The organism is Alcaligenes sp. (assembly GCF_050255915.1).
Classification (GTDB): domain Bacteria; phylum Pseudomonadota; class Gammaproteobacteria; order Burkholderiales; family Burkholderiaceae_B; genus Alcaligenes; species Alcaligenes aquatilis.
The window spans coordinates 273,392-293,390 of sequence record NZ_JBFWIQ010000006.1; the positions used below are offsets into that span (position 1 = coordinate 273,392).

Below are 19,999 nucleotides of genomic sequence, written 5' to 3' on the forward strand. Positions count from 1 at the left end.
AGATACGGAGAACCTACAACATGGCCAATACCCGTTCCGCCATTTCTTCTCTGCGTTCTGGCGAGCCCGTGAGCGGACGGTTGCGCCTCTCCCCTCTTGCTGAAGCTCTCACTCTTGTGGTGATGGGGTTGGCTATGGTTCCAGTGGCAGCTCAGTCTGCCACGCCGGTTGGGAGTGCGTGGTTCTCCACGTCGCAGGGTGCCAGTTCAGCGCGCAGCGCGCGCCACGGAGGTGTGGCAGAAGCCAATGCCGGAATGGAAGCGGCTAAGCTGCGTCAGCAACAGGTTGCGCGACAGACCTTGCAGAGGTCGGTGGCCAACCTGGAGCGAACGGCGGCAGCGATTGCCGCTCAGCAGGCCGCGCAACGCGCGGCACGCGATGCAGCCAGCATTGCAGTGACGGGTGTGCCCAACGGTTTGATCCAAGGAGGACTTTGGGATCGTGATGCCGAGGGCAATCAACTGCCGTGGACAGGAGCCGACCGGGCAGCGCAGACGGTGGTGGATGGCCGGACGAAAGTGGTCATCAAGCAGACCGAGAGCAAGGCTATTCTCAATTGGGATACCTTCAACGTTGGCCGCGATACCACGGTCGATTTCCAGCAGAACAGCACCGATGCCGTACTCAATCGCGTGGTCGGCGTAGAGGCCACACCCAGTCAGATCCTTGGGACAATCCAGGGGGATGGTACTGTAATGGTGGTCAACCAGAACGGGATCATTTTTACCGGCAGCAGTCAGGTCAATGTGCGTAATTTGGTAGTCGCTGCGGGGGGCATCACCGACAGCCAGTTCTCGAACAATGGCCTTTACGTGAACACCAACGGCACCCAACCCACCTTCACTGATGCACGCGGTGACGTCGTGCTCCATGCCGGCGCTCAGATCAATACGCACTCTCCAGTGTCTTCCACTACCGATGGCGGCTATGTGCTAATGCTTGGAGCCAATGTCGCCAATGCCGGTCAGATCACTACAGCTTCGGGCCAGGCTGTGCTGGCAGCCGGCGACAGCTTCTTCATTCGCAAGGGCGTGGGCACGGATGCCAACGTCGATTCCACTACGGCGGGTAATGAGGTTTCCACGGTACGCATGACCAACAGTACGGCCGGGCGAGCTGTCAACACCGGCCTGATCATCGCTTCCACGGGCGACATCAGCCTCACCGGGCATGAAGTCTTGCAGGCCGGCGTCGCCGTAGCCACCACCACAACAAACAAGCGGGGCACCGTTCATCTCTCCAACCGCGCCAGCGACAGCACGGGCAAAGTAACATTCGCTGATGGGGCCACCACAGCGGTGCTGGTGGTTGACACTGAAAAAACCGCAATGGACAGCCAGCGCGATGCAGCTCTGGGGAAACTGGATGGAAATGTCGCCAACCAATTGGCCACTGGCAACTTCGATAACCTAAGCACCATCGTTGATCGATCTGGCCTTTCGCGTATTGAGATCGTCAGCGGTAATACGGTTGAGTTCCAAGGAGGTTCCCTAACTTTGGCCACAGGCGGCGAGATCGCGGTCTCGGCTACCAGGCGCACACTGGTCGACGATGGTGCCACGCTTGACGTCTCTGGTGCCGTCGGTGTGCAGGTTGCGATGGAGTCCAACAACATCGCTATCAACGTGCAGGGGAATGAGCAGCGCGACAGCTCGGTCAATCGGGACAGTGAGAACCTTAACAATAGCAACGTCTGGGTCGACCGCCGCCGCCTCGTCTACGTGCCAGCTGGAACCAATGGTTACGAAACCGAACGCTGGTACACCGCCGGAGGCTTGCTCGAAGTCAGTGGCTACCTAGCTACGAGCGGTCACACGGTAGGTGAGTGGATGGCTCAAGGAGGTACGGTGACGGTTACCGGCGGCGACCTGGTCACAAGGGCCGGCTCCACTGTAAATCTCTCGGGCGGTACGCTCGACGTTCAAAGCGGTTACGTCAATCAAACCTGGCTCAGGGGCAATGACGGGCGTTTGTATGAACTCTCCACTGCCCCGGGAGACTTGCTTTATGAAGGATTGTATCAAGGGTATGAGGCAACCAGCGAACGTTGGGGGCATACCGAGAACTACTACAGCCCCTTGGTCGGAGCCACGCGACGCTACGAGCCTGGGTATACCGTAGGTCGTGACTCTGGCAAGTTGGTGGTCGCAACCGGCAGTGCCGCGCTTGAAGGTGACATCTTCAGCGATGTATACCAGGGTGATTTTCAGACAGAAGCGGCGCAGGCCGGGCTAGACGGCTACTACCAGTCGCAAACAGCGGTGGCGCGCGCGGGGCAGTTGATCATCGGGCAATTCATGCCTATCTACGATGCCGATGCCGGTCTTCTGCGCTATGCGCTGTCACCAGTGCTGGACAGCGTAACGCTGGCCCAAGTCGAAGACAGCATTGCAGATGGATTGCAGCTGAATAACACTGTAGCGGAAAACCGCCATGGCAAGCTGGTGCTCGATAGCGGCTTGCTGAACAAGTCCGGGCTGGGAGCGCTGCGTATCGCTGCCAAGGAAATTGTTGCCGTCGAGGGTATATTAGAAGTGGCCCCAGGCGGCGAGATCCTGCTGTATGCGCCGGCAGTGAATGTGGCGGCCAATCTAACCGCCAACAGCGGTACTATCCGGCTGGGCAATGTGCTTGAGCGGCCATATGTGACGGTATCCACGGAAGGTACGACATACGGCGTCATTGACGACAGTATCACCGTTCCGGACATTATCGAAGGCGGCGTTATGATTCGCGAAGGCGTCGCGCTGGATGCGACGGGCCTAGTCACTGGTTTGCACAATGAAGAAGCTCGCAGCAACAGCACTTTGGCTTATGCAGATGGTGGCACCATCAGTATCCGCTCGACAGATAGCGTGATGCTGGCCAGTGGCTCGCTGATCGACGTGTCATCAGGTGCGACGGTACTTGCCAATGGAAGCGTAGTCGGCGGCACGGGCGGGAATGTGCAACTTGGTTCGGGCTTGGTAAGTACGGGTGCGGGCAATGGGGCGGCAGTTCTCACGTTCGACGGTGATATCCGTGGTTATGGAGTTCACGGCGGCGGCACGCTGGAAATCGAAGCGGCCAGTGCGATTTCTATCGGCGGTGAACTGCTGCAGACCGATGGCCTGCTGCAACCCGGCGAATCGACACTAGTGGATCTCATTCTCTTGGAGGATTATGCGGTCAGGGTTGGAGAGGTTCTGCCAGTTGACTACTTATATGAAACGTATACGGCCGAGCCGGGTCAGGCTCTGAAGGGAGGGGCACTCTCGACGGACGTCTGGTATGTACTCGGAGGCGATTGGGTTATCCCAGTTCCTAGGTCCGGAGTTAATCGAGTAACGACCGAAGATGGCACCGACTACACCGTGTATTCCTATACCACGCCAGGGAGTGTTGTTGTTCCAGCGGGATCCAGGGTGCGTATTTCGAGCTACGGAGCCGGATACTTTGAAGGGTACGTGGTTGAAGAGAATGTTTTTCCTGACGGTATGCAGCTAAGAACGGCTGCGACTATCATGACGCCTGCAGGGGAAGTTGCTCCGGCTGACGTCGCGGTGCTTGCAGGGACTAGGTTGGCGGCAGGTACTTCTCTGGTAAGGTCGGCAGTGGTGGCGGAAACATCCGCCCTGTCAGACGGTCTGTTTTCGAGTGGCTTTTCCAATTATGACATTCGTAGCTATAACGGCCTGGTTGTAGCCGACACCACGCTGGACGTAGCTATGCCGGTGCTGCGTATGAATGCCGCAGCGCTGACTCCTGGCAGCCCGCCCAATCTGCTGCAAGTTTGGCTACCCGATCTGTACCAAGAGGACCGCGAAAAGCTCCAGATCAGCCAGCGTGCTGGGGCAAGCGTGTCGCTGGCGGCTGGTGTTGAAAATGGATTGACTGCAGGATACGGATCGCTTGCAACTGTGGGCGACAGTGGAAGCCTGCATGTTGTCTCGGGGGCAAGAGTGCGGGTCGATCCAGGGCAGTCGATTGCGCTGTCCAGCCGCGGAAGCCTTATGGTTAATGGCTTATTGCAGGCGAAGGGGGGCAACATCAGTCTGCTTGGGCCTCAGACCAGTTTGCCCGAAAAAATCTTGGCCGACGGCAACAGCCTTGCCGATGGTTCGGCCAATGAGCGATCCATTATGCTCGGCGCGCATACAGTGCTAGATGCTTCGGCTGCGTCATATGTGGCCTATGACATTTTGGGCCGGTCCTATGGCACGCTGACCAATGGCGGTAGCATCGTTATCGGCGGCACAATACAGGAGTCGGGCAGCCGCGCCCTCGCTTCAGATGCCTTCGTCATCATCAAGGACGGGGCGTTGATCGAAGCCTCGGGTGGATCTGTGTCGCTGAATGTGAATGGTGCCGGCAGTAGTACCATCGTTAGCGATGGTGGCAGCATCAGCATCGCATCGGCTAGCGGTCTGTACCTGAACGGCACGCTAAGGGCCGATACCGGTGGCGGGGAAGCTTCGGGCGGTAGCCTGACGGTAGCGTTGGAAGCGCCCAACTACCGGAGCGCCACGGCGGATGCCGCAGTGATGGCTATGCGAGAGTTGAAACTGCTGCCACTGCGCGAGGCGGGCGCCGAAGATGAATCGGAAGGATTGGTCTACGGTCATGCCGTGCTTGGCGTCGATCAGGTCCTGGGGGGCGGGTTTTCCTCGCTTTCGCTCTACAGCAATGGTGTAGTGAGTTTTGGCGGTGACGTCGATCTGGCGTTGAACCGAGAATTGCGCATCTATTCCGGCGCGTTGGCAGTGGCCGAGGGTATTGATCCGTCGGTCAGTGTGTCGCTGTCGGCGCCTTATGTACTGTTGTCCGGTATCACGGACAATGGGGCCTCGGCCGATACTTATAACCGTCCGTCCTATCAAGGCGGCGTAAGTAAGTTGGCCGCAGGGGCCGCTTTGAGTGCGACGGCCGATCTGCTTGATATCAAGGGGGTGGTTACTTCCGGTCTCAACGCGACGGCGAACTCGGTGCGAGTCGAGCGCGCGGGTTTCGATCAAATGAAACTGGTCAGCACCGGCGATGTCCGTTTCGTGGATGCTGAGCCTATCTTGAATGGTGGAAGTGCAGCTTTGGCAACGGACCTGAAGTCCAGCGGGGATATCTTGCTGCGTGCCGCTCAAATCTATCCGGCAACCGGAGTGGGCGCGCGCGTGGTGGCGGGACGTGCAAGCGAAAGCAACTATGACCCGGAAGGACGGTTGGTCATCGAGCGCTATGATGCGGCGGAGGCCGATCCATCATTGCCCTATTCGGTATTCGGCAGCCTGACTCTTAGCGCCGCCAACATCGAGCAAAACGGCGTAGTACGCGCTCCAATGGGTTCGATCACGGTGGGTACGGATGCCTCCTCGGGCGGTGGAGTCGGCAATACAAGGGTCGTCACGCTTGGAGTGGACAGCCTCACCTCGGTGAGCGCAGCAGGGTTAGTGATGCCCTATGGCGGAACTCCCGACGGGGTAACTTGGTACTACCTGGATGAGAAAGTCAGCTTTAACGGCGTGGGCAATGGCTTGACAATTACGTTGTCTGGGACGGACGTGGCGGTTAAGGATGGCGCCACACTGGATCTTTCTGGAGGCGGCGAGCTGGTCGGTGCGGGCTTTGTCTCTGGCCGCGGCGGCTCCACTGACGCGCGCTACAACCCGCTGGTCCAGGTCGGTAGCGATGGGTTCACTCTGCCGAACCTGGAAACTAATCCGGTCTACGCCATTCTGCCTAGCTATTCATCGGCCTACGCCCCGGCGGATAGTACTGGTGCGGTCGATCCACTTGTCGGCCAGCAGATTACCATACAGACGGGGGATATTCCCGGTTTGGAGGCCGGCACCTACACACTGCTGCCGTCCAACTACGCACTGCTACCGGGTGCTTTTCGCGTCGAAGTCAATGACGCGACTATGGGCTGGGCCTCCTCCCGCGCTATCGCCATGCGCAATGGCTCCTACACGGCCTCTGCCGTGCTGAGCGTGGTCAACACCAGCCTTGCCGACAGTTTGGTCAGTCAACTGATCATCACGCCTGCCGACGTGCTGCGCACCTATTCGCAGTACAACGAGACCACCTATACGGAGTTCGTGACAGCTCAGGCGGAGCTCAATGGAACGGTTCGTGCGCTGTTGCCGGCAGATGCGGGGACTTTGGCGATTCGTTTGCCATCGTCTTCTGAGAGTTCCTTCAGCTTCGAGGGCCTGGTGGACTTTGCGCCGGATAAAGATGGCTATGGCGGCACGGCCAGCTTGGTGACCAGTGATGTAGGCGTTAGCAATGGTGCCATCGAGATTCTGGCTACAGGTTATTCGTCGACCGAAGGTTTTAATGGGGCTTCCATCTACGCGGACGACCTCAATGCCATGAGCGCCAGCCGCCTACTAATTGGTGGAGCCTTGTATTCGAGCTATGGCGAAAACAATAGTGGTGCGAACTTGAGCAATTACCTCAACGTAGAGCGCAAGACGGGCGCCGTCTTTATGCGGGAAGGAGCAATCCTGCGCGCACCGGAAGTGTTTCTAATCGCAGCCCATGCTGATGGCGGTATTACCATCGAGGCCGGCGCAGGTATCAACACCATTGGCCTGGGCGACGTTGCCTACGATTCGACCGATGGTTACGTTTATCGGCCCGGTGATGCCGCAGTGGTAGCTGCGTCCAACGGCTGGCTCGATATGCTGGCACCCGTAGCTGACAGCGCTTCAGCCGGCGGCGCTGGTCCCATTATGATTGGCGTCTGCGGAGCCACTTGCACTGGTGCCACCGAACTGTATTCGGAAGGCACAATTCTGGCGGCGACCTTGTCCAGTTTCGAGCTCGACGATTCTGTGCGCTATGGCACCCGCAACCTGGTGCTAGCCGTGGGAACGGTCAATTCAGGCGGCAACGAGGACTTGGCTGCGGCCGCCGCGCGCGACGCCCTCACCACTGGCCTGACGCTCAACCAGTCGCTCCTTGATCGGCTGCTCCAGGGCGATACTGCCTACGGCGCTCCGGCGCTGGAGCGGCTGGTGCTCACCGCTGGCGAGTCATTCAACTTCTTCGGTAATGTCGGCTTGAATACTCTCGATCCGGGTACCGGCGATTCCACGCTTGACAATCTAGTGCTTTCCACGCCAGCCATCTATGGCTACGGCGAGGCGGGCGACACCGCCAGCATCACCACCGCCAAGCTTACTTGGGCTGGGCTCGATGGCGAGGCTCCGACGCCGGTAGTCGGCGGACGTGGCACCGGCAACGGCAGCTTGGTGGTTAATGCCGACCTGATCGAGTTCGGCTACGATGAGCGTGCCCAAGTCAGCGGGATCGATGATTACGCGCGCACCATCCTGGGCTTTGCCGACGTGGCTTTCAACGCCAGCGAGCGCTTTACCGCTAGCCAGCAGGGTTCGTTGGCGGTCTATCACTCGAAGACCGTTGGTGCGGCTGGTATGCAATACGAGGGTGGCAGCCTGACCCTTACTGCTCCGCTGGTCACTGGCAAAGGTGGCTCGATCAACCGCATTACGGCTGGTGGCTCGCTGAAGGTGCTGGCCCCTGAAAGCGGCGCAGCCGATGCTTCCGTAGTTGCCCTGGATGGGAATGTGGAAACCGGTGCCGAACTGAACCTGACCGGTTTCTCTGTCCTGATTGACACCAGCGTGGCGCTGCCCAGCGGCAAGCTCTCGGTCACGGCCGATGGTGACATCACCCTGGGTGACGCGGCATACCTAGATCTCTCCGGTCGCGAGATAGCCATGTACGACACAGGCAGCTATAGCTGGGGTGGCGACGTGATCCTGCGCAGCATGGCGGGCAACATCACCCAGGCGGCGGGCTCCACCATCGACCTGTCAGCGGAGTACAACAACGCTGGCGTGTTGACCGCTACCGCGCTGGATGAATCAGCCGGCCGCGTGAACTTCCAGGGTGCGCTGCTAGGCAGCGCCAGCGGCCATTACGATGCGGGCGGCACCCTGGTGTCTTACCGCGCGGGCGGTGTGGACATTGCAGCCCAGCACTTGGGCGGTGGCGGCAGCCTGACCGATGAGTTCACTGCCCTGAATACCCGGCTCAATGAAGGTGGCTTTCTGGGCGAGCGCAGCTTCCAGCTCAAGCAGGGTGACCTGACCATCGGCGACGAACTCAAGGCCAGCGAGATCAACGTCTCGCTAGACGGTGGTGCGCTCACCGTCAATGGCATCATCGACGCCAGCGGCGAGCGGGTCGGCTCCATCCGCCTGGCTGGTAAGGATGGCCTGGCCCTGACCGGGGATGCCGTGCTCGACGCCCACGGCACCGTGTTGCGGGTGGATGGCTACGGCAAGATCATCGATAGCCCTAATCGCGCCCTCGTTGAACTTGATGCCGGCGCCGGCATGCTCACCTTGGTCGAGGGAGCGACCATTGATTTGCGTCACGGCACCGAATCCACGGGTGGCGATGGCAAGAACCGGGGCTCACTAGAACTGTATGCGCCGCGCCTGGATGCCACGGGCAGTGCCCAAACGGCGGATGCCGCCACCCATGGCGACATCGCCATCGAAGCCAGCGGAAACCTGGACATCCAGGGTGCCAAGTCCATCGCTGTCTATGGCCGCCAAACCTATAGCGATGCGCCGGATGGCAGCCACGAGGCCGCCAGCGGCCGCCCATATCAGGTCATCGACCAGATCTACCTAGACGGCAAGCACGCCGACAGCACCGCTTTCATCGACGCGGCATTGGCCAACAGCGGTCTGCTGGACAGCAAGCTCGCAGGACTGAATAACGGCAACTATGCCGAGGTTTTCCATCTGCGCCCCGCAGTGGAGATCGTCAGCGCCACACTCAATGGAGACCTGATCGTCAGCGGTGATCTGGATATGTCGGGCCACCGCTATGCCAGTCTGAACCGCAACACCCAGCAAACCAGTATCTACGGCTCGGGCGAGGTGGGGCAACTGACCCTGCGCGCCGGCGGCGACTTGTCCCTCTACGGCAGCATCAACGACGGCTTTGCGCCGCCGCCTACCACTCCGGACGACGATGGCTGGCTGCTGACCCCGGGCGTGCAGGCCTTCGGTGGAGACGTGGTGGTGCCAGTGCCAGGCGTGACGCTGGCCGTGGGTACGACCTATCCGCAGGGCAAGACGTTGAACTACGCCATCACGGCCAGCAATGTGACTCTACCCAGCGGCACTACGCTTCCGGAGACCGTCACACTGAGCAGCGCGCTGAACTTGCCCGAGGGCACGGTGCTGGCAGTCGATGTGCTGGCTGCCGATGGCAGTGTGCTGCTGCCGGCGGGAAAGTTGGTGGGGACGGGTGGCATGTCCCTGCCGGGCGGCGCGCAGTTGCAGGCTGGTACCCGCCTGCCGGTGGCGGTGACGCTGGCCAGTCTGACCTGGCCCAAGGGCGTGGAGCTGCCGGTGACCATGGTGCAGTCCGGGTCGTTGGCCTTGCCGGTGGGTGCGCTGATCGCCTCCGGCACCAATGTTGTGCTACCTGATGACACTTTGTCGGTGGATTTACGGCCTCGGGACGCTGAAGGCAACACAATTTCGCGTAGCAACTGGGCAGTGGCTGAGATGCTGCCAGCTGGATCGCAATCGTGGAGCATGCGCCTGGTGGCCGGGGCCGACACTACGGCGGTTGATAGTCGCCTGACGAGCTTGGCTGGCGGCAATATGATCCTGGCGGATACTCACTACACGGCCGAGAAACAATGGGAAACGACCAGCAGCGACGTTTGGTATTGGTCGGACGAGAACTACTGGGGATACGAGCCAGGCACGCCCGTTAACTTCGATGAGTTGGGCGGCTACGACGTGTGTTCGGTTGAGCCTGGGCAATGCGTTCAGGTCTCGTGGGTCTGGTCGGACGAAAACTACTGGGGGTACGAGCCGGGCAAACCTGTCAATTTCGAGGAACTGGGCGGCTACAACGTTTGTGAGTTCGAGCCAGGACAGTGCGTGTCGGTTGGCGGCTCGGGCGAACCCGTGCTGGTCGCGGTGAGGCCCAAGTCGCCAGTTTTCAGTGTGCTGCGCACGGGCAAAGGTGATCTGGATATCGCCGCTGGCGGTGATTTCTCGATGCAGTCACCGTACGGGGTATATACCGCAGGCACTCAGAGCACGTTGGGTGACGCTACGCTTGATGCCGCCTACAACCGGGCGCGCGGTTACGTCGCCAATGGTGTGGACCCGAACACCAAGAGCGTTTTGGGCACCAATGCAGGCGACTTGGCTGAGCAGTATGAGGCATTGGTCAGCGGGGCCCACAGCCTGTATCAGGCCTGGTATCCGGATCAGGGGGGTAATCTGTGGGTGTCCGTTGACGGTGACCTGACGGGCGACTCTTGGAGTTCGAGTAGAGAATTGACGACAGCCAGTTCCAGCGTAGGTAATTGGCTGTGGCGTCAGGGGACGGGAACCACCGATAGCGTGGCGTACGTTCCCACGTCGTGGTGGATCAATTTTGGTACTTATACCTACGACCCTTATTCCACCTATGCCAATACCGACTGGCCAGTCTTGACGGGGTTTACAGGGATAGGAACACTCGGGGGAGGTAATGCCACCATCCAAGTAGGCGGGAACGCTGGCGTCATTACGACTCGTTCGACCGCGATGGTTACCAGCAGCAGTCTCTCCACTAGTGCCTCAGCGCGGAGCCAAGGTATCGTGCTGGCTGTGGGCAGCACCGGGCGCGTGCTGGAGGATAGCAGCCTGATCCTGGCCGGCGGCGGTGATCTGGATGTGCGCATCGGCGGTGGCTGGAATAGCTATACCGGCGGCCGGTTGACCGCAGGCAGTCAAACGGCCCAGACCCATGAGCTATACGGTGCGTTGGTCAACTTGCGTGGCCCGATTACGATGGCGGCTGCCCAGATCGGCACCATTGAACAGATCTACGGTCTGAACAGCTCGGGCACTCAAGCCAATCAGGGTGCCAAGGAAGTTCGCGCATCCGATCCCTACACCTCCAGCTTGTCGCTGGCGACAGGCGGCCTGATGCTGGTGCAAGGCGACAGCACGGCCACCATTTCCAGCCGTGGCAATCTGGTGTTGGGCGGTACCGCCGATGCAGGGCTGGTGGAGACGACGGGCAACTACACGGCCTTCAGCGGCGCCTCCGATTCTGGAGAAGCTGGCCAGAGTTGGTTTAGCCTGTTGACTGATAGTACGGCCTTGAGTTTGGCATCTGCAGGGGGCAATCTGGCTCTCGATACCCGCGCAAGCGAGACTATTGCCAACAACGCCACGAGTCACTGGGATTACAAGAGCAATGGCGGCTGGTTCCTGCTGCCCGGCAACGTCGGCGCTGTGGCGGCCGAAGGGAGCATCTACTACGGCTCGTCGGCGGGTTATCTCAAGTCGTCTCTCTACAACGGTACTGGTGGCCTGCTGCTGGCCCCGCTTGGCGAAGGTACCATTGAACTGCTGGCGGGTGACTCGATCTATGGCGGTGGCTATGCTATCAGCAGTTCCGGTGGCGATGCCTCCAGCATCGCCACGGTGTTCAATCCGGCATTCGCCGGGTATGGTACTTCAGGAAGCCTGCTCGTCAGTAATACCAGTGCCTACGCACCAGCCGTGGACCTTGGTCTGTACCCGTTATTCGCCTTTGGTATCAACAGTATCGGCAGTGATGTGGGCGTCACCGATGTCCAATTCTTGCCCTCGCGTTTTTATGCAGTGGATGGCGACATCATTGGCCTGCGCACCGGCACTGTGGTGGAATATCCGACCTATGGTGTGCGTGCAAGCCAGACGGACTACGTGGCGGCTGGCCCGATCGCGGTGCGTGCGGGTCGGGATATCGTCTACACGGGGACGCGCGCTGACGAAACGTTGCCCTTGCTCGATGGCTTCACCAGTGATTCCTCATATGTTACGGCTTCCGGCAATCTGATCGTCCACAACCACGCAAACGACGTCTCCGTCATTGAAGCCGGTCGCGATATCCTCTATGCCAACTTCGACGTTGCTGGCCCTGGCACTTTGGAGATTAGCGCTGGACGCAACATCGTTCAAAACAACCTGGCCAATCTGACGAGCATCGGACCTGTTGTCGCGGGCGACAGCCGCCCCGGTGCGAGTATTGTTGTTCAGGTGGGGCTTGGGGCGAATGGCGGGAACTATTCTGGTTTCCTGGCCCAATACCTAACTACTGAGTACTTGGCGGACCCGGATATGCCGCTGGCTGATCAGGAAGGGATGGTCGCCAAGACCTATGAATCCGAATTGATCAAGTGGCTGGGCGAGCGCTATGGTTTTGTGCCCAGCAGTGAAGAATCGGTCATGGATGAAGCATTGGCATACTTCACCAGCTTGGCGCCCGAGCAACAACGTATCTTCGCTCGCCAGATATACTTTGCCGAATTGCGTGCCGGTGGTCGAGAATATAATGACGCCGATGGCCCCCGCCCGGGCAGCTATCTGCGTGGCCGGAACGCGATAGCTGCGCTGTTGCCGACCGCGGATGCCGAAGGCAACGAAATCGCTTACGGTGGAAACCTCTTGATGTACGGCGGTGCCGGCATTCATACCAATATTGGTGGCGACATCCAGGTATTGACACCGGGTGGTTCCCAGACCTACGGAGTGGAGGGCGCTCAACCTCCCGCCACTGCCGGCCTCATTACACGCGGCCAGGGCAACATCCAGCTCTACTCGAGGGACAGTATCCTGTTGGGCCAAAGTCGGATCATGACCACCTTCGGTGGCGATATCCTAGCTTGGTCGGCCGAGGGAGACATCAACGCTGGTCGCGGTTCGAGGACCACGGTGGTCTACACGCCGCCACGTCGTGTCTACGATGACGTCGGCAATGTGACGATCTCGCCCGATGTGCCCAGTACCGGCGCCGGCATCGCAACGCTGAACCCGATTCCCGAGGTCGAACCTGGTGATGTGGACCTGATCGCGCCGCTGGGCACCATTGATGCCGGCGAGGCTGGTGTCCGGGTATCGGGCAACGTCAACATTGCTGCGCTACAGGTGGTCAATGCGGCCAACATTCAGGTCCAGGGTGAGTCGTCGGGCGTCCCAGTGATGGCAGCCGTCAATGTCGGCGCGCTGTCGTCGGCAAGCGCCGCAGCATCGTCGGCCACCCAGGCAGCCGGGGATGTCATGCGTCAACAGCAGGCTGCTGCGCGCCAGAATCGGCCTTCGCTGATTTCGGTGCAGATCCTGGGCTTTGGCGACGAAGCACTGTAGCAAGTGGGCTGACAGGTGCAGGAGCCAGATACGGCTCATTGCACCTGTCAGACACCAGCCACACACGAAGTGTGGGGATGCCTTTCGAAGCCGTTCAGTGCCGTCTTTACCTCGGTCATGCAGCGTGGATGCCAACGGTGCTGGGAGTTGATTTGGGTAACCGCGCGGTGGAGTACCAAGTATTGCTAGAGCAGCAGTTTATGGACTGCCACTGCAAATGCGCCAAGGACCAGTGACGGTCCGAAGGGGTGTTGCTCACCTCCCCATTTCCTGCCAAGGAGCAGCGCCGCCATCAGCCCAATGACACTTCCCGCGAATACGACATGAAAAACCTCAGGCCAGCCCAGCCATGCGCCAATCGCCGCCGATAATTTGGGATCGCCGCCGCCCAAACCCTCTCGATGCCTGATCAGGCGAAACACAATACCAAGCAGGCGTAACGCCAAATAGATGGCCGCGGCACCGAGAAAAGCTTGATCCAGAGTGACCAAGCCCTGGCCGGCCCAAGCGACGCCCAGCCCCACCCACAGCAGTGGCATAGTCAAGGCATCGGGGAGAAGGCCACAACGTGCGTCGATCATGGCCAGCAGAAGCATACCGGCAGCTGCGCACGCCAGAAAAAAGGTCGGTACATTGATTCCTAGACGTGTATAAAGCACTGCCCAGAAGCAAATTAATAAGGCAATGTGGATATAGGCCGATAAGGTTAAAGACTTAGAGTAAGGCCTCGATGGTTGAGATGAAGGTGGAGTTGATTTCAGTCGAGCGGCACGCCAAAAAATTCGGGTGGTCGGGTTCTCGCCTTGATGAATGAGGTAGGTATAGTGTTGCGCAACCTGCCATAAGTAACGACCAATAAGGATACCGAGAGTGCTGATCAGAACCGAAGTGAATACTGGATGCATGGAAAACTAGCGTTGCCGCTATGGATGGAGAACTCTCGCGACGCAATGCATCGTGCTTGGTGGAATTATTGTTAATTTTACGATTAATGCTTCTTAGCTTGGTTGTTGATTTCATTGCGGCATCAGAGAGACTTAACCGGCTTCAGACGCCCTGCGTCATCCAAACTGGAAAGTCGATCACGACAGAAATCAAGAAAGATTTGGGCTGGCTTGGTTAATTGTGTTTGTTTGAGCTTAGCGGAGACCAAGCCGGAATGTGCAACCGACTCTTTGATATTCACACATACAATTCGTTTGCCGTCATAAGTGTGATTGAATACAGGGCGGGTGACCAATAATGAAAAACCGAATCCTTGCGCCACCATCCCTCTCACCATCTCAATAGATGGCGAACCAAAAACAATGTTGGGAGTAAGTCCGAGGTCTTGAAATAGACTCACAAAATATGTGCGACTGGGTTGAATATCTAGCAGGATCATCGGCTCTGCATGCAAAGTGCGTAAAGAAATTTCTTCGTGCTTTGCAAGCGGATGACCCTCGGGCAATAGAACATACGGCTTTTGGGGCTGCATCAAAGGCTCTGTTTCTATTGTTCCGTCCAGTTCGTGGTCATATAAGAACACCAAGTCAAAAGTCCCAGCGGTCAGGCCTTGTATTAGATCTTGTTGATCACCATCTCGTAGCCTCAGGCTTAGTCCTGGATGGAGTTCGCGAAACTCTGCGAGCAGCATGGGCAGGTATAAAGGCGCCACCGTTTCAAAACAACCGATATCAATTTTTCCGGTGACAACATCGTTGTCCGCTAGTGCGTTTTGCTCGAACTCATAGGAAAGTCGCAGCAACTCCTCCGCTTTATGATAAAAGCGTTCGCCGCTCGATGTCAGGGTGACTCCTTGAGCATGGTGTCGAATGAAAAGTTGCACGCCAAAGCTGTCTTCAAGATTCTTGATGGCGTTAGAAATTGAAGGTTGTGCAATATGCAGTTGGCGGGAAGCGCCGGCTACGCTGCCTGACTGTACGGTCGTTACGAAATATTTGAGTTGTCGTAAGGTATAGAAAGCCATGCGGCCTCCTGTCTGACGTGCGTATCAATGCACTGGTTTCCTGTGAGAGCGGAACAGGGACGCTTTATTCCTGTGTTGTCATCGTATGAATGATTATAAGACCTTGATGGCTGTGTCACTGGACTCAACAACGAACAGGGTTTTCCCTAGAGCGCTCGCAAAAGAGATTTTCTGGAAATCTCTCACATCCAAGCCAGACAAGGCTTAACGAGACTAATGATATTTTTCTTATGTCTTGATGAGCTTTTTAGTTGTTAAGGCTTGAAGTAACCCTACGCTAGGATTAGGCCTTCATTACGCCATTACACGAGGGGAGGGGGCGTGACAAGACGTATGTGCGAAGACAAGTCAGGTCTGATTTCGATGGCAACATGGTTGGCCATCGACAAGGCGGCATTCCAGGCAGATATGGCTAGAAAGTGAGCAGAAGAATTTTGAAGTGTTCAGTCACATATCGCCAGAAGGACTACCCTAGATAGTTGATCCACGATAGCTCGAGTCGGCCTATTAGGTAGATCGACAGCGGATCAAAGAGGTATGTCTAATTTCCACTGGGCAAGTCGTATCCGCTTCTTGATAGACGTAGTGGCTGATGGGAATCGATGTAATCGCAGTCGTCCAATATGACTGGCAAAAGGATAGCAATAATAGATTGCAATAAGAGGAGCCTTATCTCTCCTCGATTTTGTAAATGTAGATCAGATGTGGCGGCGCTCGCGTCAGAAAATAGAGCGCCTGAGGATAGAAAATGGCAAATTATGATTATGTAATCGTTGGTGCAGGATCGGCAGGTTGTGTGTTGGCTAATCGTCTGAGTGCTGATCCCTCGATAACCGTGTGTCTTATCGAAGGTGGTTCGCACGACAACAACTTACGCATCCAAACACCTGCAGGAACGATTACGCTGTACAAGAGCCGCACTTACAGCTGGAATTTTCATTCTGTACCACAGCATCATTTAAATAATCGGGAAATTCACATTCCGCGTGGAAAGATGCTCGGGGGCTCCAGCTCCATGAATAGCATGATCTATATTCGCGGCCATGCGAGTGACTATGATCGCTGGGAGCATGCGGGTTGTCCGGGATGGGGCTGGAAAGATGTACTTCCGTACTTCAAGAAATCGGAAAAAAACCTGTTAGGACAGGATCCTGCATACCACGGCGTCTCTGGTGAGCTACTGGTAACCCAGCCAAGAGACCCCAATCCGGTGTCGCAGCGATTTGTCCAGGCCGCCCAACGCGTGGGTATTCCCCATAATACCGATTTCAACGGGAGCACGCAGGAAGGTTGCGGTATTTATGATGTGACGCAAAAAGACGGTAGGCGCTTGTCTAGCTACCGCGCGTTTGTCGAACCAGTAAAGCATCGGAAAAACCTGACCGTTCTCACAGACAGCGAAGTAGAGTCGCTTATCTTGGAGGGAACCCGAGCAACCGGCCTTCGTGTCCGCCGTCACGGCGACATGCAAAATATTAATGCGAAGCGCGAAATCATTCTTTGCGCTGGATCAATTGGTTCGCCCAAATTACTGCTGACTTCCGGCATTGGCCCCAAAAAAGAGCTGGAGCAAGCAGGTGTTAGTGTCAGGCATGATTTGCCAGGGGTAGGAAAGAATCTGCAAGATCACCTCGATGGTCTGGTCACCATACGCTCTAGATCGCCCCTCACACTTGGCTTCTCTTTACGCGCACTGCCTAGCATTCTGGCAGCCCCGTTCAAGTACTTCTCGCGCAAAAAAGGTTGGTTGACCACCAACTATGTGGAGGCTGGTGGATTTGCAAAAACTCCACTTGCCGATGGTTTACCGGATGTGCAATTTCATTTTGTGCCTGGATATCGAAGCCACCGGGGCCGACTTTTTGAATGGGGGCATGGTTACGCCGTGCACACTTGCGTGCTGAGGCCCAAGAGCATTGGAGCCCTCAAGCTCAACGCGCAAGGAAAACTGGAAATAGATTTCAATTTTCTTTCAAACTCGGAAGACGCCAAAGTTCTCGTGGAAGGATTAAAGCTCGCCAGGAAAATCATGGCGGACGCTGCATTCGATGATATTCGAGGCAAGGAAATGCTGCCAGGAAAGCAGGTCCAGACTGACGAGCAATTACTTGAATATGTTAAGGCGAATGCAGCCACCGTATTTCACCCCGTAGGGACTTGCAAGATGGGATTGTCATCCGATTTGATGAGTGTGGTCGGTCCGGATTTGAAAGTTCATGGTCTCCAGGGATTGAGAATTGCTGATGCATCGATTATGCCAACGCTGGTCAGCGGCAATACCAATGCTCCTTGCATCATGATCGGTGAGAAAGCGGCAGATCTGATTTTGCAAGATTCCTAAGCACGCGTGAGCACGCAAGTTATGGTGCGCTGCGGCGGCAGACCTAGTCTGTCATAACCGCCAGGACAAGACTGACGTTGACATCACGGCATACAAGTTCGCTTAGTTTTATCCATCACCGGTCGCAGTGCTTGAGCATGGCTAATGGATATTGCTATCTCCCTTGGCCGTGCTGTTCAAGGACCAGGGGTTGGGCACGAGCCATTGCTACATAAAACGGCACGTTACCTGCCCTGAGTCTCCGATTTTGGATTTTCGAGTGCGACAGGCTTTCTGCTCATTATCTGTGCCAGGGTGTATGGATTAGGAACTGGGTTTGTCGCGGTGGAGCAGCTACAGCAATACGGTGGAATCCTAAAACGTCGAGTTGGATTTTTCAGCTGAGCCATCAAGGCTCGTTGGTAATTAATGTGTAGGACTGAATAGAGCAGGAGATAAGCATGCGTGATAGCAGTGATTGGAAAAGCCAAGCAGCAACTTTGCGATTTCCCGACAAGGCATTTATTGCGGGAAAGTTTGTGCCAGCAGTAGACGGACAGACTTTCTCGTCCGTGAATCCGGCAACCGGAAAGGTTTTGGCACAGGTAGCAGCCTGCTCAGCTGAGGATGTCGACCTTGCGGTCAAGTCAGCACGTACTGCTTTTGAAAGCGGTGTCTGGTCGCAGTTGCCACCAGCCAGTCGCAAAGCTGTATTGCTCAGGCTAAGCCAACTGATTCTGGAAAATCGTGACGAACTGGCACTCCTGGACTCTTTGAACATGGGCAAGCCGGTGATGGACGCCTACAACATTGATGTGCCAGGATCCGCCCAGGTGTTTGCATGGTACGCGGAGTCTCTGGATAAATACTATGGTCAGGTTGCACCCACATCCAACGCAACACTAGCGACGATTACACGTGAACCACTTGGCGTTGTTGCTGCGGTCGTCCCCTGGAACTATCCACTAGACATGGCAGCATGGAAGCTAGCTCCTGCGCTTGCCGCTGGCAACAGTGTGGTGCTCAAACCTGCAGAGCAATCGCCATTCTCAGCATTGCGTCTTGCGGAACTTGCATTGCAAGCAGGTGTGCCTGCCGGAGTGTTGAATGTGGTGCCTGGCATGGGTGAAAGCGCTGGCAAGGCACTAGGGCTGCACCAGGATGTCGATTGCTTAGCATTTACTGGCTCGACTCAGGTCGGAAAATACTTCATGCATTATGCCTCGCAGTCGAACCTCAAGCAGGTCTGGCTGGAGTGTGGCGGCAAAAGTCCGAATATCATTTTCAACGATTGCAACGACCTGGCGCTTGCAGCAGAGAAAGCTGCACAGGGAATCTTCTTCAATCAGGGGGAGGTGTGCTCAGCGGCTTCACGATTGTATGTGCAGCGGGATATCTACGCGCCATTCATGGAGCTTTTGGTTGAGCAAGCTGCTAAATGGATGCCCGGTGACCCATTGGACCCGTCTAGCCCGGCTGGCGCCATTGTCGATGACCGCCAAGCGGCGAGCATTATGGCCGCCATAGAGCAGGCCAGCAAACAAGGGGCTCACCTTTTGTGTGGTGGCCAGCAACTGACAATCAACGGCTCCGACAACTATATCGCTCCAACCATATTTACCGAGGTCACGCCGGAAATGTCCATCGCCCGCGATGAGGTTTTTGGTCCCGTACTGGCTGTAAGCGTGTTTGATACCGAGGAAGAAGTCATTCGGCTTGCCAATGACAGTATCTATGGGTTGGCAGCATCAGTTTGGACTGACAACCTTCACCGGGCGCATCGCGTCGCCCGGATGCTCAACGTCGGTACCGTTTCCGTGAATGCTATGGATGCACTGGATGTTTGCGTCCCCTTTGGGGGTTGCAAGCAGACTGGATTTGGCCGGGATCTTTCGCTGCATTCACTCGATAAATACACACAGCTCAAGACGACCTGGTTCCAGTTTCGCTGAGTTTTTCAATAGGTATTGCTCTCTGGCCACACATAATATTTGTGTGGATGAGGAGCCTGTTGCCCAGGCTTTCGCAGACGGCGATTCTTCTTAAGTGGAAATTATTTAAATGACAACTGCCACTCATGCTGCCCCGGTGATCGAAAAACATACCATCGGTTATGTGCCACCCGAAGATCGCCACGGAAGATCTCGAGATCTGTTTACATTATGGTTTGGAGGAAATATTGCCCCGCTGCCAATCGTAACTGGTGCAGTGGGCGTGCATATATATCACTTGAGCTTATTTTGGGTTGTGGCTGCCATCTTGGTGGGACATGCTATTGGTGGAGTTGTGATGGCGCTGGCATCGGCGCAGGGGCCACGCGTTGGTGTTCCTCAGATGATCCAGAGCCGGGCACAGTTTGGTTCCCGAGGATCGCTCCTGGTAACAGTTATAGCTTGCCTAATGTATGTCGCTTTCTTTGGGGTCGCCTCAGAAAACGGAAAATAAAGCACGCTAAGCCGGTTGCAGCGGTCGTAGCGGCCTGAACTTGCCCGCGCCGATCTTGGCGCTGCTGCGCCAGAGGTAATCGCCGGTGAGGTTGATGTG

Annotated in this window: 5 protein-coding genes and 1 pseudogene; 4 read left to right on the forward strand and 2 right to left on the reverse strand. The window is 56.9% G+C overall.

All coding sequences use genetic code 11. The features are described 5' to 3' along the window. Positions 1–20: 20 nt before the first annotated feature. Complete coding sequence (locus tag AB7E06_RS10150) at positions 21–13,166, forward strand: filamentous haemagglutinin family protein (RefSeq protein ID WP_427956743.1); 13,146 nt, start codon at positions 21–23, stop codon at positions 13,164–13,166. Positions 13,167–13,351: 185 nt separating this feature from the next. On the opposite strand, the gene AB7E06_RS10155 is transcribed toward AB7E06_RS10150, so the two are convergent. Both AB7E06_RS10155 and AB7E06_RS10160 read right to left on the reverse strand, forming a co-directional pair. Beyond that, positions 13,352–14,071, reverse strand: a complete 720-nt coding sequence (locus tag AB7E06_RS10155; RefSeq protein ID WP_427956745.1) for a prepilin peptidase — start codon at positions 14,069–14,071, stop codon at positions 13,352–13,354. 122 nt (positions 14,072–14,193) lie between these two features. Then, positions 14,194–15,135, reverse strand: coding sequence for a LysR family transcriptional regulator (locus AB7E06_RS10160; protein WP_427956748.1), 942 nt, complete (start codon positions 15,133–15,135; stop codon positions 14,194–14,196). Positions 15,136–15,883: 748 nt separating this feature from the next. On the opposite strand from AB7E06_RS10160, the gene AB7E06_RS10165 reads away from it, so the two are divergent. The 3 genes and pseudogenes from AB7E06_RS10165 to AB7E06_RS10175 all read left to right on the forward strand — a co-directional run. Further along, positions 15,884–17,476, forward strand: a complete 1,593-nt coding sequence (locus AB7E06_RS10165; protein WP_427956751.1) for a GMC family oxidoreductase — start codon at positions 15,884–15,886, stop codon at positions 17,474–17,476. Positions 17,477–17,916: 440 nt separating this feature from the next. Continuing rightward, positions 17,917–19,407 carry an aldehyde dehydrogenase gene (locus AB7E06_RS10170; RefSeq protein ID WP_427956753.1) on the forward strand — a complete coding sequence of 497 codons (1,491 nt, stop codon included), beginning with the start codon at positions 17,917–17,919 and terminating at the stop codon, positions 19,405–19,407. Between the two features lie 109 nt (positions 19,408–19,516). After that, a pseudogene (locus AB7E06_RS10175) lies at positions 19,517–19,873 on the forward strand (cytosine permease); the annotation flags it as partial. Positions 19,874–19,999 lie beyond the last annotated feature (126 nt).